Source organism: Nocardia sp. NPDC004123, assembly GCF_053603795.1.
Genome location: NZ_JBSGGG010000014.1, coordinates 174,912 through 189,149, shown reverse-complemented (window position 1 = coordinate 189,149; position 14,238 = coordinate 174,912). Strand labels below are relative to the sequence as shown.

The following is a 14,238-nucleotide window of genomic DNA, read 5'->3' as shown; positions in this document are numbered from 1 at the left end:
CCCCCAGGGGTATGTGCAAGATGTGTTGTTGTGAACCGGATCACCGCCGCATCCGCGCGGGTTCGGATCACCGTGATGGCAACCGTGGCCGGACGAGCACGGTTCGACAATCGTCCAACCCATGGCGAGCGAGAGCGAGTACCGAACGGGCCTGTTCGCGTTGGGAATCGAACTCGACGGGGAGGGTCACCACCCCGCCGCGTGGCATCGAGCCGGACACGAACCAGACCGTCTATTGCATCCACAGACCGTGCGCACCCGGGTCCAGGCGGCGGAGAACGCGGGCTTCACGTTCGCGACCTTCGACGATGCCCTGAACCCCGGCCCCGGTCCGGGCGGGCGGCTCGATGCCACCACCCGCGCGGCCTTCGTCGCGGCCACCACCAGCACCCTCGGCCTGGTCCCGGTGTCGGCGGCGACCTACGCGGAGCCGTTCCACCTGTCGTCGCAGCTGGCCTCGCTGGACTATGCGGCGCGCGGCCGGGCCGGCTGGCTGGCCGTCGACGAGCCGGGCGCGGCCCGGGCCTGGGGAGCCACCGCCCGCGAGACCCCGGCCGAGATCCGGCGCGAGCGCGTCGATGCCGTCGAAGTCGCACGGCGACTGTGGGATTCGTGGGAGGACGACGCGGTCGTCCGCGACTACGCGGCCGGGAAGTTCCTGGACCGCGACAAGCTGCACTACATCGATTTCATCGGCGAGACCTTCTCGGTGAAGGGCCCGGCCATCGTGCCCCGCCCGCCGCAGGGGCAGGTCGTCGTATTCGGTTACGGCGCAGCGGGAACCGAGGGCATCGACGTGGCACTGGTGAGCGGAACCACGCTGCCCGAGATTCACGAGGCGATCGAGCACGCCCGGGCGGAAGGGGTTTCGCGCGTACTCGTGGATATCGAGGTCACCCTGGACACGCCGACCGCGACCGCCGCCGAACGCCGCACGGATCTGGACAGTCACGGCGACCCCGGATCCACTGGGCGACTGTCCTTTTCGGGCTCGCACGCCGAGCTGACCGCCCGGCTCACCGAGCTGGCCCCGATCGCCGACGGCGTCCGCCTGCATCCGGCCGTCATCGACGAGGACCTTCCGGTCCTCGCCCGCTACGTCCTCCCCGCCCTGCTGCGCACGGGTCTCGCTCATCGCCCGGTCCCCGGTTCGACGCTGCGCGCGAATCTGGGCCTGGCCCGCCCCGCCAATCGCTACGTCAAGGAGCTCGCCCGATGACCGAGGTCCCCTTCCCCGACGCCCAGGTGCATTTCGGGGTCTTCTTCCAGGGCGTCAATCACCACACCATCTGGGCGGATCCGAGCAGCGGTTCGCAGATCGACTTCGAGACCTTCCGCCGGGTCGCCACCACCGCCGAGCGCGGCCTGTTCGACGCCTTCTTCCTGGGTGAGGGCCTGCGCCTGCGCGAACAGGACGGGCAGCTGCTGGACACCGATATCGCCGGACGGCCCGACGCCATCACGCAATTGGCGGCGCTGGCGGGCATCACCACGCGAATCGGCCTGGTGGCCACGCAGAACGCCACCTACAACGAGCCCGCCGATCTGGCGCGCCGCCTGGCGAGCCTGGATGTGCTGTCGGGCGGGCGCGCGGGATGGAATGTGGTGACCACCGACAATGCCTGGACCGGTGAGAATTTCCGGCGCGGCGGATTCCTGGATCACACCCAGCGCTACGAGCGCGCCGCCGAATTCCTGAGCCTGGCACGGGAGATCTGGGATGCCTGGTCCGGCAATGCCATTGCCGCGACCCGCGAGCACGAGAGCTGGCTGCAGCCCGGTGCGGTGCGCGTGGTCGAACGCGACAGCGCGCAATTCAAGGTCGCGATCACCCCGACGGTGCCGCGGAGTCCGCAAGGTCATCCGGTGATCTTCCAGGCTGGCGTCTCCCCCGCCGGTCGCGATTTCGCGGCCGCGCAGGCGGAGGTCATCTTCTCCCCCTTCGGCACCGATTTCGATCCGGCCCTGGAATTCGCGAACGATATTCGTGCCCGGCTCGTCGCGGCGGGGCGGCCCGCCGACGATATCCGGATTCTGCCCGGCACCCAGATCGTGCTGGCCGAGACCGCCGCCGAGGTCGAGGAGAAGCGGCGCTGGGTGCTGGAGCAGCAGATCACCGGCGCGACGGCGCTCTCGCTGGCGGGACAGGTGTGGGGACGGGATCTGTCGCACCTGGATCCGGACGGCCCGCTGCCCGCCGAAGATCCGGCGCCGTCGGTGATTTCGTCCACCCGCGGCGCGCAGCGGGACGGCCAGGACCGCGCGGCGATCGTGGCGCAGTGGCGGGCGCTGGCCGAGTCGAAGGGGCTGACGCTGCGACAGGTGGCCGTCGAGACCACGGCCCGTTTCGGTTTCGCGGGCACGCCGGGGCAGGTCGCCGATGAACTCACCCGCTGGGTGCGGCACGGCGCGAGCCACGGCTTCAACATCACCCCGTGGCGGGTTCCGGCCGGCCTGGACGAGATCGTGGACCTGCTGATCCCCGAACTCCAGGAACGCGGTTCGTATCGGACCGCCTACACCGGCGTCACCCTGCGCGAGCACCTGGGCCTGCGCCCGCCCCTCACCCGGCGCTGACGCCCGCTCACCGGTCCGCGCAAAAATACGCCGGAAGGCGGTGTCATACCGCGAGGTCCGGGCGGCGGCCGCGTTCAATGAGGGCCGTGGTCGAGACACTCGAGACTCCGAAGAAGCATCCGCTGACCGTCGACCGGCGGCTGCGCCGCGATCAGCGCGGCGACGCCTATCGGCTGACCGCGCTGGGCGGGCTGGCGGCGCTGTCGCTGGACGCCCTGTCGAGCGTGGCCTATGGCCCGGAAGCCATTGTGCTGGCGCTGATTCCGGCCGGGATCGGGGCGGTGTCGTGGACGCTGCCGGTGTCGCTGGCCATCACGGCGCTGCTGCTCGTGCTGGTGCTGTCGTATCGCCAGGTCATCGCGGTGCACCCGGATGGCGGCGGGGCGTACGCGGTGGCCAAGAAGGATCTCGGGCGCGGGGCCGCGCTGCTGGCGGCGGCCAGCCTGGTCGTCGACTACGTGCTGACCGTGGCGGTCAGCCTGGCGGCGGGCGCGGCCAGCCTGGCCAGCGCCTTCCCCGCCCTGGCCGATCATCTGCTGCTGGTGACGCTGCTCGGGCTGGTAGTGCTGACGGTGCTGAACCTGATCGGAATCGCGGAATCGGCCAAGGTGCTGATGGGGCCGACCATCGTGTTCATACTGGCCATCTTCGCGGTCATCGCCGGCGGCTTCCTGCACCACGATCCGGTCGCGGTCATCGGCACCGACCTGGGTCCGGTGGAACCGGTCGAGTCGGTGGGAATCCTGTTGCTGCTCAAGGCGTTCTCGGCCGGCTGCTCGGCGCTGACCGGTGTCGAGGCCATCGCCAACGCGGTGCCCGCCTTCCGCACGCCCGCGGTGAAACGCGCCCAGCACACCGAGATGGCGCTGGGCGCGCTGCTGGGGATCATGCTGATCGGGCTGTCGATGCTCATCCGGCAGTACCACATGGTGCCGCGCGGGGACGTGACGATTCTGGCGCAGCTCTCGGCGGCCGCGTTCGGCACCGGCTGGATGTTCTATCTGACCAATATCGCGGTGACCGTGGTGCTGGTGCTGGCCGCCAACACCAGTTTCGGCGGGCTGCCGGTGCTGCTGTCGCTGCTGGCCAAGGACCACCGGGTGGCGCACGCCTTCGCCATGCGGTCGGAGCGGCCGGTGTTCCGGTACGGCGTGGGCGCGCTGGCGATCCTGGCGGCGATCGTGCTGCTCATCGTGAGGGCGGACACGCATCGGCTGCTGCCGGTGTTCGCGATCGGCGTGTTCATCGGGTTCACCATCAGCCAGATCGGTCTGGTGCGGCACTGGCGGGAGGTGCGCGGGCCGGGCTGGCTGCCGCGCGCGCTGCTCAATGGTTTCGGCGCGGTGCTCACCGCTGTCGCCGGGGTGGTGCTGATGCTGGAGAAGTTCCGTGAGGGCGCGTGGCTGCTGTTGATCATCATCCCCGCCCTGGTGCTGCTGTTCGCGCGCACCGAGGACTACTACGCACAGGTCGCGAAGGTGTTGGGGCTGGGCCGGATTCCGCCCGCGCCGGCGCCCGGCACGAAGACCAGCCTCATCGTGGTGCCGGTGGTGGCCGTCAGCGCGCTCACCGAACAGGCCCTGACCACCGCGCTGCGACTGGACGGCGAGGTGGTGGCGGTGGCCGTGGCCATCGAACCGGACTCGGCGAAACATCTTGGGGCACAATGGAAGAAGTGGGATCCGGGCGTGCCGCTCATGGTGCTGCCCGCTCCGAACCGCAGCCTGGTGGCCACGCTGGTCGGATATGTGCGCAAGCAGACGGCCAAGGGCCACCAGGTGACGGTGCTGCTCACCCAGGTCGAGACGCGCCGCTGGTGGCATCGGCTGCTGCACAATCCGCGCGGGCCGGTGCTCACCGCCGCGCTGCGCGCCCGCACCGATGCCGTGGTGGCGACCTTGGCCGTGCGGGTGGATTGATCACGGCCGTGCGGGAGGCGAATCGTCCGCTATGCCCGGGATTCGCTACGCCTCGTAGCGTTCCGGGACCTGCCCCGTGGCATAGCGGGCGTAGGTGTTCTCGGGGTTCACCGTGATGATGTCGGCGACGGCCACCAGATCGGCAGATACGCAAACTCCTTCGAGGACGGAACGAGCTGCTCATCGAGGCTCGGCTGCGCATGGAATCACCCGGAGCGCCGGGGCAATCGATGACTCGCCGGGAGCTGGCCGACGCCGTCAACGACCAGGTCTTCCGGGCCACCAGCAAGCGCGGGGCCGTCGACGAACGGCACGTCGGCAAGTGGGAGCGAGGCGAAACGACGTGGCCCAGAAGACATTACCGATCCGCACTGCGTGCGGTCCTGAACGTGGCGACCGATGCCGAACCCGGCTTCAGCACGCCGCATCGCGCGGCGGATGACGAGCCCGTGAACCGCAAGCAATTCCTGTCCGGCGCGCTCGTGGTGACCACGAACGTGGTGCTGTCGAACTCCGCGCCAACCGAATCCGAGTGGGCGACAATCGCGCGGCACACCTCGCCTTCGAGAACGCGGACTCCGCGTTGACCGCCGAGAAGCCACGCCCACTGGCCAAGGTCGAGCACGCCCAGGTGCTGGCGCGCAGCGGCGACATCGAGGCGGGCTGCGCGCTGGCGGCCGAGGCGCTGCTGGTCGGTCTCACCTACCAAGTGAGCGAATCACCCGCCTGGCCAGGGCGTTCCGCGCCGATCTGCCCGCGCGTACCGTCGAGGCGAGGGCACTCGACGACGCCCTCGCGACCCTCTACGGACGAGACGACCAATGACGAGCGTCGCCATCACCGGGCATCGCGGGCTGCCCGCGACCACGCTCGCCCTGGTGGATCGGGCGCTGCGACTGGAGGTGGCGCTGCGCATCCGGCCCGGCGGCCCGCCCCCGGTCGGGGTGAGCTGCCTGGCCGACGGGCCGGATGCGCTCTTCGCGCAGGCGATCCTGGATGCGGGCGGGGTACTGATCGCGGTCGTCCCGGCCCGGCGGTACCGGGCGAGCCTGCCCGCGTTCCATCACCCGGTCTACGACCATCTCCTCACCGCCGCCGACCGGGTCATCGAACTGGACCGCGAGGAATCGAATCCCGAGGCGCACCAGGCCGGCAGCCTGCGCATGCTCGACGAGGCCGGCGAGCTGCTGGCGGTGTGGGACGGACTGCCCGCGCGCGGCTTCGGCGGCACGGCCGATGTGGTGTCGACCGCCCGCGCGCGGGACATGCCCGTGACGGTGGTGTGGCCGGAGGGGGCCGAGCGGCCGTGAGCCGCCCGCCCGGTCACCAGGCGGCGGTCGAGACCAGCCAATCGACCATGATCCGGTTCGCCTCCGGCAGTTTGGTGATCGCACAGTGCCCGGTATCCGGGAGCAGGTGCACCTCGGTGTCACGGCGGCCCTCGAAGATCAGGGTGTCGGCGGCCGGGATGTGCACGTCGTCCGCGCCGTTGAGCACGAGCATGGGCGCGTTCCAGTCCCGGTCCAGCCACTTACGCAGCGTGAATTCGGACATGCGCTGCGCGAGTTCGGCATCGGCGGGCTCGGCGTCGAATCCCAGTGCGTTGCCGATGATTCCGCGCATGCCGTAGGCCCAGGTGCGGTCCGGGTCGAAGGCGCGCTCGATCGGGCCGCCCAGCACGATGGCGGCGTCCACCTCGGCGGCCAGGCCGGAGCGGGCGGAGAACCAGCCGCCCATGGAGATGCCCAGATGTACGACCCGGCCAGTGCCGAGGGTGCGGGCGCGGTCGATGATCGCGCGGACCACGCCGTAGCCGCTGTCGGCGGACATGGGCACGGGCGTCTCGCCGGTACCCGGAATGTCGAAGGCCAGCACGCGCATTCCGGTACGCAGGGCCAGGTCGGCGAACAGCGAGTGCAGGTCGATCTTCCAGGAGTCGACGCCGCCGGAGGCCAGCAGAACGGGGTCGGCGGCCGACCAGCCGGGCGGGGTCAGCAGGTGCACCGGGACGTCGATCCGCATGCCGCGATAGGGAGCCTCGACGGTCAGCCGGGAGAAGTCGAGCCCGAAATCCGGTGCGGCGAGCAGGTATTGATCAACCTGATCGGACAGCGCCGCGCACTTGGACTCGTCGGCCAGGGTGGGGAACTTGGCCCAGCCGTAGGCCAGCGCCGCGAGCCGGTGCCGGCCGGTGGCCGCGTATCCCCCGGCCAGGGTGGACCATTCGTGCACCCAGCCGCCCGGGCCGTCGTGCCACATGTCCGTGATGGCCGCCCGCGTGATGTCGACGTCGGCCTGCGGCAGGCCGGTACCCACCATCTGCGGGTACCGCTCGACGAAAAGGTCCTGCGGGTCGATCTGCCAGTGGAACGCCATTCGATCCTCCTGCCACTAACGCAAAGATGATTGCGTTTAGGAACGGTAGACCTCGGCAGGATCTAACGCAAGACTCCTTGCGTTAATATTGCCGAGTGACCGATTCGGAAGTTCGCCGCCGGACAGGCGGCCGCTCCGCGCGCGTCCGGCAGGCCGTGCTGGACGCGACCTTGGAAGTGCTGGCCGACAATGGATTCGACCAGCTGAGCATCGGCGCGGTCGCCACCCGGGCGGGCGTGCACGAGAGCTCGATCTACCGGCGCTGGAAGACCCGCGAGCGGCTGATCTTCGACGCGATGCTGGAGCACAGCGCGGAGAACCTGCCCGTGCCGGACACCGGATCACTGCGCACGGACCTGATCGCGTTCAACCGATCCATGATGGCGATCGTCGATTCGCCGCTCGGCACGATGCTGGGGCGGGCCATGGCGAGTGCAAGCGACAACCCGGAACTCGCGGAATCCCGCGCGGAATTCTGGCGGGTTCGCCTGGACGGCGCATGCGTGATGCTCGATCGCGCTGTCGGACGCGGTGAGCTGAAGACGGCTCCGGACCCCTGGCTGGTGCTCGAAATACTGACGGCGCCAATTCATTTCCGCAAACTGCTCACCCGGGAGCCGCTGTCCGACGACTACGCCGAGCGGGTCGTCGACCTCGTGCTGAAGGGGCTGATCTCGGCAGGCGAAAGGACATCGGAATGATCGTGGTGATGGGAGCGTCCGGAGAGACCGGAGGCGCTGCTCTGCAAGGGCTTCGAGAACTCGGGGTGCCGTGCCGGGCCCTGAGCCGGGACCCCGGGCGATTGCGAGATCGGCTCGGCGAGGTGCGCGGCGTGGAGTTCGCGGCCGTTGATGCCGCCGATCCGGAATCGCTGCGCGCGGCGTTCGACGGAGCGTCACAGCTGTTCCTCACCATGGTGAACGGCCCGCGGCAGGTCGAGTTCGAGACGCGTGCCATCGACCTGGCGGTGAGCAGCGGTGTGGAACACATCGTGAAGCTGTCCGCGCCCGCCGCCGAACCGGACTCCCCCGTCACGATCTCGCGCTGGCACTGGGCCATCGAGGAGCATCTGCGCGGATCCGGTGTCGCGCATACGATTCTGCGGCCGTACGCCTTCATGCAGAAGCTGCGGACGCTGGCGCCCGGGTTGGCGGAAGGCGTCATCGTCGGCGCGATGGGCGATACGGCCTGCAACTGGGTCGACTGCCGTGACATCGGGGATGTCGCGGCCGCGGTGCTGACCCGGCCCGAACTCCGGGGGCAGGTACACACGCTCACTGGCGCGGAGGTCTTCGGCTATCCGGAGATCGCGGCGCGGCTGTCCCGCTTGCTCGGCCGTCCGATCCGCTATGTCGATGTACCGCCGGAGGCACTGCGCGACAACCTGATTCGGCAGGCGCATCTGCCCGATTGGCTGGCCGCCCACGTGACCGAGATCCAGCTCCTGGCCCGGACCCGCCCCGAGCGGCCCACCGGCGTGGTGGCCCGGATACTGGGGCGTGCGCCGCGCACCCTGGATGACTTCCTCGCCGAAAACCTCACGCACTTCCGCCGAGCCGGCGGTCCGCCCCCGGGGCCTTGACCTCAATGTGGGTTGAGGTACCAGGATGCCTGCATGGGCTGCTCGCAGCCCGGCCCCGCGGCCCCGCCGAGTCCCCCGTACACCCCTCGGCGGGGCCGCGGGTGTGTTGCGCCGCCGGTCCGGGACCTGGCCGGAATTCCCGTGACCCGGATCGCGGTGCCGCTCGGCCGCGGCGGGCCCGCGTCGGCGTAGGGTCGATAGCGACCGCTCAGCTATCCCGCAGCCGCACCGCGTGATTCACGATGGGAGAGGACTCAGCATGTCGACAGGGGAAGCCGTCATCGTCGCCGTGGACGAATCGGCCGGTTCGGCCGTCGCCTGGGCGGCCCACACCGCCGCCCTGCACCACGCGCCCCTGCACCTGCTGCGCGTCCTCGAGATCACCCCCGACCAGGGTCTGGGCCTGGGCACCACGATCACCACCGAGGACTACTCCCGGCTCGAGGAACACGGCAACTGGCTGCTGGAAACCGCCGCCGAAGAAGCCGCCAAGATCTCCCCCGGCCTCACGGTCACCACCGAATTGAGCGCCGGCGCCGTGGTCCCCACCCTCCTCGAGCGCACCCGCGACGCCCGCATGGTCGTGGCCGGCGCCCGCGGCGGCGGCACCCTGCGCCGGGCCCTCCTCGGCTCGGTCAGCTCGGTCCTCGCCCGCCGCTCCCACTGCCCGTTCGTCGTGGTCCGAGACGGCGTCCCCCTACCTCCCGATCTACTCACCCGCCCCATCCTGGTCGGCGTCGACGGCACCAAGATCAGCGAGCCCGCCGTCGCGGCGGCCCTCGACGAAGCCTCGGTCCGCGGCGTGGCCGTCATCGCCCTGCACGCCGAAGGCGCCTCCGACGACCCCGAAATGGATGCCCTCGACGACTACGTCCTCGCCGAGAGCCTGGCCGGCTGGCAGGAGCGCTACCCCAACGTCCGCATAGACCGCGAAACCTCCCACGACAGCCCCGAACGCTCCCTCCTCGAACTCTCCTCCAGCACCCAGCTTCTGGTGGTGGGCACCCGAGGCCGAGGCGGCTTCGTCAGCAAGGTCTTCGGCTCCACCAGCCAATCCCTCCTGCTCTCCGTCCAAACCCCCATCATGATCGCCCCCACCCCCTGACCCGCCCCCCCAAATACCTGCTACCAGCACGACCGTACGGCTCGGTAGTCTGACCCAGACGCCCCCGTAGCCCAATTGGCAGAGGCAGCGGACTTAAAATCCGCCAAGTGACGGTTCGAGCCCGTCCGGGGGCACTACAAAACCGCTGGTAAATCACCCTGAGACACGCCCGTTTGCCTGCCCCGATACGCACTCAGCAAGACGCCGATGGCCGTCGAGAAGCGCTACTTCGAGCTGATCCGGCAGGGGCTGAAAGGGGCTGCGGCAGCACGGATCGCTGTGGTTCCTCGATCCCGGCTCGGCGAGCAGTTCACTGAACCCGGCGATCTCTGCGGGCGGTCGAGACGCCAGGAAGTGTGTCAGTGTTGCAGCACAACAACATTCACGATACAGCCTTAAACTCGCAGCCCGTCGGACAGCAGGGTGAGCAACCGGCGCCAGTCGCCACTGCCGGAGCGGATGGTGGCGGACAGTGCGCCGACCACCATGTAGACATCGGCGACGGTCAGGTCCGGGCGCACCGTTCCAGCAGTCTGGTCGGATTCGATGAGCGCGCTGAGGATCTCGGCGAGCTGTTCCAGCGCAGCGCCGCGCGGTTCACTACCGCGCGATTGACGGGAGGCTTCGATGGCGGCGGACAATCCACTGTCGGCCGCGAGGGTTTCGCCGACATGGGTCAGATAGTCCAGCACCGCCCGGCCGGGCTCGGCGTGGTTCAGACATTCGGTGCGCGCGTATTCCTCGATCTCGGCGAAGCGTTGCGCGGCCGCGGCTTCGATAAGGTCGGCCTGTGCCGGGAAGTGCCGGTACACGGTGCCGATCCCGACACCCGCGGCCCGCGCCACTTCCGGCAGTTGGACCTGGCTTCCCCGCTCCGCGAACAGGTTTCGTGCGGCTTCCAGGATGCGGTCACGATTACGGGAGGCGTCCGCACGCGGCTTGCGCGACGGCGACGACGGGCTTGACACTCGGGTCCCCTTCCTGCCTACACTCAAAACGGATCCGGATTCCGGTTCCGTTTCTCTTGAGTCGAAGGGTACCACCATGTCCCACAATCGATTTCTGCTGCTCGACGCCGGCGCGGCCCGCCCCGGCCGCCTGCCCCTGCCGCCCGCGTTCGCCGTGAAGGCCACCACCGCCGATACCGAAGGCCGCTTCTCGCTCCTGGAAGTCACCCTCGCCCGCGATATCCCCCGCCACACCCATCACGTGGCCGACGAATGCATCTACGTGCTCGACGGCACACTCGAGGTGGAATTCGACGACCGCGTCGAACACGCCACCGCCGGGATGTTCGTCCTACTCCCCCACGGCATTCCGCACGCCCTGCGCCGCGCCTGCACACCCCCGCCTCGCCTCATCCAGATCTCGTCACCGGGTGGCTGGGAGTGCTATCTGGAGGATCTGATCGAGGCAGGGCCGACCGTGCTCACCGCGGGTGCCCTCGACCCGGCCAAGATCAACCCGATCGCCGCGAGGTACCAAATCCGGTACGAGGAACCCACGGTGGCGTAGACACCGGCGTGCCTACACCTTCGTTTCGCATGCCCCGATTCGGGCGATATCACATCTGAAATAGATGTCAGTCACTCGCGATACGCTGCGCCAGTCCCCTTGACGTACGGGGATTTTCGACAACTGGAGAAGGAAGTATGACCATGTCGGTCCTTGCTCGTTCGACCGTTGGATTCGCTGCCGTTGCAGCGATCGGGGTGGCCACCATCGTTTCGGCTACGACCGCATCAGCAGAGATGTCCGTTACCAAGTCGTCGGCCTACTGCGTCGGTTCGACCTACACGCTCACCATGCCCGCCGCCGACGCTGCAGACCTGCACGCCCAGGCTTCGGGCTTCGCCGATTTCTCGTTCTACGACTACTCGTTCACGACTCAGACGAATCCCATGATCTCCATGGTCAAGTCGTATGTCGCCGGACAAGATGTCACCGTGCAGTGGACGCCGACCGTCGCCGGGCAGCACCAGCTCACCGCCATGGCCGACTTCAATCCATGGAGCAGCACCGCCGCCAAACTCGTCGCGACGGAGCTGATCAACGTTGTCCAGAGCGCTCCCGCTGGAGCCAGCTGCACGCCGTCCACCGGCGGAACCGGCAGCGCGAACTCGATTCCGGTAATCGGTGGGCTCCTGAGCAGCCTGTCGGCTCAGAAGTAGCACCACGCTGTCGAAAGCCCTGGCTTGCCAGGGCTTTCGACAGCCCGCAGAGCTACTGCAACGCCATGGGCAGTGCTGGGCACGAGAGAGCCGTACCCGACTCGGCCTCCCGCAGTCGAGTTCGGACCGTCGACTCACTGCCCGGGCGACTGGCTGTGGTCCGGTCCGACGATCCAGCTGCACCAACTGCCAGCGCTTCCCGAGCTGGCATCACGTCGCTTTGGAATTCCCGGCCTTCCTCATGGCCTGATCGTCTCACTCCGCTGAGGGTATGAGGAAGGTGGAGGAGTCGCCAGGGAGCGGATAGCAACCTACCCGCACACGCCCCGCAGTCGCGGGCCGTGGTTCGCGTAGCGCACTACTCAAGACAGGCGGCATCGACGACCGCATAGTCGTTCTCGAAGCCGGCTCGTTGGAGAGGGGAGGTCGCAATGGCCCGTATTCCCGACCTCGGCCGACCAGCACAACATCGGCTACTTCGTCGTAGCTGAGGGCCGAAGCGCCCGCAGGGGCCGCCAACCGTCGCCACCTCGCCGCCTCGACGTAAGCCGCGATCCGCATGATGAAAAAAGGGGGGAGAAATAGATGACTCAGGCCAGTAAGGACGGCTTGAACGAACATTCGGTATATGGCCTCGGTGCCAGCATCGCCTGCGCCATAGCGATTGGCTACCTGGCGGCCGCGGCCCACCTTCCCGCCCCGGTACAGGGAACGCTCGTGTCCACCGGGTTGGCTCTACCAGCGGCAATTCATTACCAGGTCCGCACCCGGCGGAGAAGTCCGGCGGCGGACATTGCCGACATACGACAGCAGGGATGGCCGCAACGACCGATTGGCCTCGTGGTGGCGCTCTTTGTCGCGGCGTTGTTTTTCGTGGATTCGATCGGTGGCGTGCTCATCAGTGCGGGTGGGACCGACAACGACCCGGGGGCCACGATCGTGATCATGGCCATCGTCATCGCCCTCGTCGGGATCGGTATGGCATTCGTTTCCGCCCGCGCTTCGCATTACCTGAGGGACCATCCGTACCTGTGGACGATGGCCGCCGTCGGCCTGGCACTGGTGCTTCGGATATTGATCTTGGCGGTGGCGTGGCACGCGCTCACAGCGGATATGGGCGACAACGCCCCACCCTTCTCGTCGGAGCTACTTCCTTTGTTCCTCGCCTACGCCGTTATTCTGTCCTTCTGCCTCGCCGGCGCCTTCTGTGGCAGGCGCCGTCACGATCAGTTCGTAGCGGCGAGACTGGCCAAGCTGGAGAAGGCCGGCTTGCAGCCGCTGCTGGGACAGCAGGCATTCACCCGGCCGTATCCCCGGCCAACCGGACCTACGCAGGCCGTCCCACCTCCGGCCTTTCCCCCTGCGGGCTGGTACGCCGACCCCGAGGGATTGCGGAACATCGACCGCTGGTGGAACGGCGCGCAGTGGACGGATCATCGGAGGAACCGGCCCTAGGCCCGCGCGGTGGCCGCCGACAGTCGGCGGTGGCGGTCAGCGGTGATGAGGTAGAGGACGAATCCGAAAGCGGCGCTGGTGAACAGGCTGTTGACGAAGAAGAGCCAGGGTTTGGGCAGGCCCTTTCGAATTCCGCCGGTGATCGACATGAGGGGCAGGATCAGGACGTTGAGGATGGTGTAGTCCTGGCTCGCGGAGTCGGCGGCCCAGTTGCTGAACATGAGGTTGATGTAGTGGGACCAGCTGGCGCCGTTGCCCCACAGGGGATTCGAGTCGTCGGAGTGATACCGCGCCACGAAGCGGATATTGAAGTACCAGCCGAGCAGCACCGAGGCGATGCCGATCGTCCAATACGCGATTTCCAGTGCGCTGCTGCGATTTCCGTCGATGTCCACGCGGAAGAGGGCGCGGTTCTCTCGCAGTATCCAGGCGGTGGTGGCGATTCCGAGGACGGACGCGGCAAGGTCATCGTGATCGACCCGGTGCGCACCAAGACCGCCGCCCGCGCCAGTGAGTGGCTCTCCGTCGTCCCGGCACGGACGCGGCCCTGATACTGGCGGTCGTCCACACCCTGTTCGCCGAGAATCTCGTGACACTCGGTGATCTCGCGGCCGAGGTCGACGGTCTGGCGACCGTCCGCTCCGTCGCGGCGGACTGGCCGCCGGAACGGGTCACCGACACCCCGAATGGGAGAAGCTCGACGAGTTGCTGACGGGCCTGGACGCGATGATCTGCGTCGACAACGCGGTCAACGAAACCACCCGCCGCGCCGACGTCATCCTCCCCGGACTGTCGCCGCTGGAACGACCGCACCACGACGATCTACTGCTCGCGTTCGCGCTCAACAGCATTGCCAGCTATTCCGAACCCGCCTTCGCACCCGAGGACCCGGCGCCAATACCAATGCGCTCTCCCCGCCGCTGCTCATCGACGAACCCTCGGGCAATGGCGCACTCAACGGCATCCCGGTCACTATCGCCAAGCTCTAGGTCCGAGGGTGCGCATCGAACGGGCAGCGCGAACTCGATTCCGGTGATCGGTGTTCACCCGAGC

14 protein-coding genes, 1 tRNA gene and 1 pseudogene are annotated in these 14,238 nt (G+C 68.3%); 13 read left to right on the top strand and 3 right to left on the bottom strand.

The genetic code is table 11. The features are described from left to right. Positions 1–121 precede the first annotated feature (121 nt). From ACWEQQ_RS21875 to ACWEQQ_RS21855, 5 genes are all read left to right on the top strand, one after another. Positions 122–1,219 carry an LLM class flavin-dependent oxidoreductase gene (locus ACWEQQ_RS21875; protein ID WP_452349472.1) on the top strand — a complete coding sequence of 366 codons (1,098 nt, stop codon included), beginning with the start codon at positions 122–124 and terminating at the stop codon, positions 1,217–1,219. Continuing rightward, positions 1,216–2,577 (top strand): NtaA/DmoA family FMN-dependent monooxygenase, encoded by a 1,362-nt coding sequence (locus tag ACWEQQ_RS21870; RefSeq protein WP_452349471.1) that lies wholly within the window; start codon positions 1,216–1,218, stop codon positions 2,575–2,577. The genes ACWEQQ_RS21875 and ACWEQQ_RS21870 overlap by 4 nt, the downstream gene beginning before the upstream one ends. An 86-nt stretch (positions 2,578–2,663) precedes the next feature. Further along, positions 2,664–4,496: an APC family permease gene (locus tag ACWEQQ_RS21865; RefSeq protein ID WP_452349470.1), complete on the top strand. Its 1,833-nt coding sequence runs from the start codon at positions 2,664–2,666 to the stop codon at positions 4,494–4,496. 230 nt (positions 4,497–4,726) lie between these two features. Next, positions 4,727–5,083, top strand: a complete 357-nt coding sequence (locus ACWEQQ_RS21860; RefSeq protein WP_452349469.1) for a hypothetical protein — start codon at positions 4,727–4,729, stop codon at positions 5,081–5,083. Between the two features lie 234 nt (positions 5,084–5,317). After that, positions 5,318–5,806: a hypothetical protein gene (locus ACWEQQ_RS21855; RefSeq protein ID WP_452342361.1), complete on the top strand. Its 489-nt coding sequence runs from the start codon at positions 5,318–5,320 to the stop codon at positions 5,804–5,806. A gap of 13 nt (positions 5,807–5,819) precedes the next feature. On the opposite strand, the gene ACWEQQ_RS21850 is transcribed toward ACWEQQ_RS21855, so the two are convergent. Then, positions 5,820–6,872: an alpha/beta fold hydrolase gene (locus ACWEQQ_RS21850; RefSeq protein ID WP_452349468.1), complete on the bottom strand. Its 1,053-nt coding sequence runs from the start codon at positions 6,870–6,872 to the stop codon at positions 5,820–5,822. A gap of 95 nt (positions 6,873–6,967) precedes the next feature. Here ACWEQQ_RS21850 and ACWEQQ_RS21845 point away from each other — a divergent pair, with 95 nt between their 5' ends. The 4 genes from ACWEQQ_RS21845 (at position 6,968) to ACWEQQ_RS21830 (ending at position 9,693) form a co-directional block, all read left to right on the top strand. Continuing rightward, positions 6,968–7,573 carry a TetR/AcrR family transcriptional regulator gene (locus tag ACWEQQ_RS21845; protein ID WP_452349467.1) on the top strand — a complete coding sequence of 202 codons (606 nt, stop codon included), beginning with the start codon at positions 6,968–6,970 and terminating at the stop codon, positions 7,571–7,573. After that, entirely contained in the window at positions 7,570–8,454 is an 885-nt protein-coding gene (locus tag ACWEQQ_RS21840; RefSeq protein ID WP_452349466.1) for an SDR family oxidoreductase, read from the top strand. The genes ACWEQQ_RS21845 and ACWEQQ_RS21840 overlap by 4 nt, the downstream gene beginning before the upstream one ends. Before the next feature lie 259 nt (positions 8,455–8,713). Continuing rightward, positions 8,714–9,559 carry a universal stress protein gene (locus ACWEQQ_RS21835; protein WP_452349465.1) on the top strand — a complete coding sequence of 282 codons (846 nt, stop codon included), beginning with the start codon at positions 8,714–8,716 and terminating at the stop codon, positions 9,557–9,559. Between the two features lie 60 nt (positions 9,560–9,619). Then, a tRNA-Leu gene (locus ACWEQQ_RS21830) sits at positions 9,620–9,693 on the top strand. A 261-nt stretch (positions 9,694–9,954) separates the two neighbouring features. On the opposite strand, the gene ACWEQQ_RS21825 is transcribed toward ACWEQQ_RS21830, so the two are convergent. Next, a complete protein-coding gene (locus tag ACWEQQ_RS21825) occupies positions 9,955–10,527 on the bottom strand; it encodes a TetR/AcrR family transcriptional regulator (RefSeq protein WP_452349464.1) in 573 nt (190 codons plus the stop codon). Positions 10,528–10,603: 76 nt separating this feature from the next. Between ACWEQQ_RS21825 and ACWEQQ_RS21820 the strand changes: the two genes are divergently transcribed. From ACWEQQ_RS21820 to ACWEQQ_RS21810, 3 genes are all read left to right on the top strand, one after another. Next, positions 10,604–11,074, top strand: coding sequence for a cupin domain-containing protein (locus tag ACWEQQ_RS21820; protein ID WP_452341530.1), 471 nt, complete (start codon positions 10,604–10,606; stop codon positions 11,072–11,074). A gap of 236 nt (positions 11,075–11,310) precedes the next feature. Then, positions 11,311–11,730 carry a hypothetical protein gene (locus tag ACWEQQ_RS21815; RefSeq protein ID WP_452349463.1) on the top strand — a complete coding sequence of 140 codons (420 nt, stop codon included), beginning with the start codon at positions 11,311–11,313 and terminating at the stop codon, positions 11,728–11,730. A gap of 585 nt (positions 11,731–12,315) precedes the next feature. Next, the gene (locus ACWEQQ_RS21810; RefSeq protein WP_452349462.1) at positions 12,316–13,185 is read left to right on the top strand and encodes a DUF2510 domain-containing protein; all 870 of its coding nucleotides are present in this window, start codon (positions 12,316–12,318) and stop codon (positions 13,183–13,185) included. Here the strand turns inward: ACWEQQ_RS21810 and ACWEQQ_RS21805 are convergent. Further along, a complete protein-coding gene (locus ACWEQQ_RS21805; protein ID WP_452349522.1) occupies positions 13,182–13,628 on the bottom strand; it encodes a DUF2834 domain-containing protein in 447 nt (148 codons plus the stop codon). The genes ACWEQQ_RS21810 and ACWEQQ_RS21805 overlap by 4 nt on opposite strands. Before the next feature lie 12 nt (positions 13,629–13,640). Here ACWEQQ_RS21805 and ACWEQQ_RS21800 point away from each other — a divergent pair. Beyond that, positions 13,641–14,073 (top strand): annotated as a pseudogene (locus tag ACWEQQ_RS21800) (hypothetical protein); the annotation flags it as partial. Positions 14,074–14,238: the final 165 nt, after the last annotated feature.

Coding starts and splice junctions, on each gene's coding strand:
- ACWEQQ_RS21875 (WP_452349472.1), top strand. CDS start 122: ATGGCGAGCGAGAGCGAGTACCGAACGGGCCTGTTCGCGTTGGGAATC.
- ACWEQQ_RS21870 (WP_452349471.1), top strand. CDS start 1,216: ATGACCGAGGTCCCCTTCCCCGACGCCCAGGTGCATTTCGGGGTCTTC.
- ACWEQQ_RS21860 (WP_452349469.1), top strand. CDS start 4,727: ATGACTCGCCGGGAGCTGGCCGACGCCGTCAACGACCAGGTCTTCCGG.
- ACWEQQ_RS21855 (WP_452342361.1), top strand. CDS start 5,318: ATGACGAGCGTCGCCATCACCGGGCATCGCGGGCTGCCCGCGACCACG.
- ACWEQQ_RS21850 (WP_452349468.1), bottom strand. CDS start 6,872: ATGGCGTTCCACTGGCAGATCGACCCGCAGGACCTTTTCGTCGAGCGG.
- ACWEQQ_RS21840 (WP_452349466.1), top strand. CDS start 7,570: ATGATCGTGGTGATGGGAGCGTCCGGAGAGACCGGAGGCGCTGCTCTG.
- ACWEQQ_RS21835 (WP_452349465.1), top strand. CDS start 8,714: ATGTCGACAGGGGAAGCCGTCATCGTCGCCGTGGACGAATCGGCCGGT.
- ACWEQQ_RS21820 (WP_452341530.1), top strand. CDS start 10,604: ATGTCCCACAATCGATTTCTGCTGCTCGACGCCGGCGCGGCCCGCCCC.
- ACWEQQ_RS21815 (WP_452349463.1), top strand. CDS start 11,311: ATGTCCGTTACCAAGTCGTCGGCCTACTGCGTCGGTTCGACCTACACG.
- ACWEQQ_RS21810 (WP_452349462.1), top strand. CDS start 12,316: ATGACTCAGGCCAGTAAGGACGGCTTGAACGAACATTCGGTATATGGC.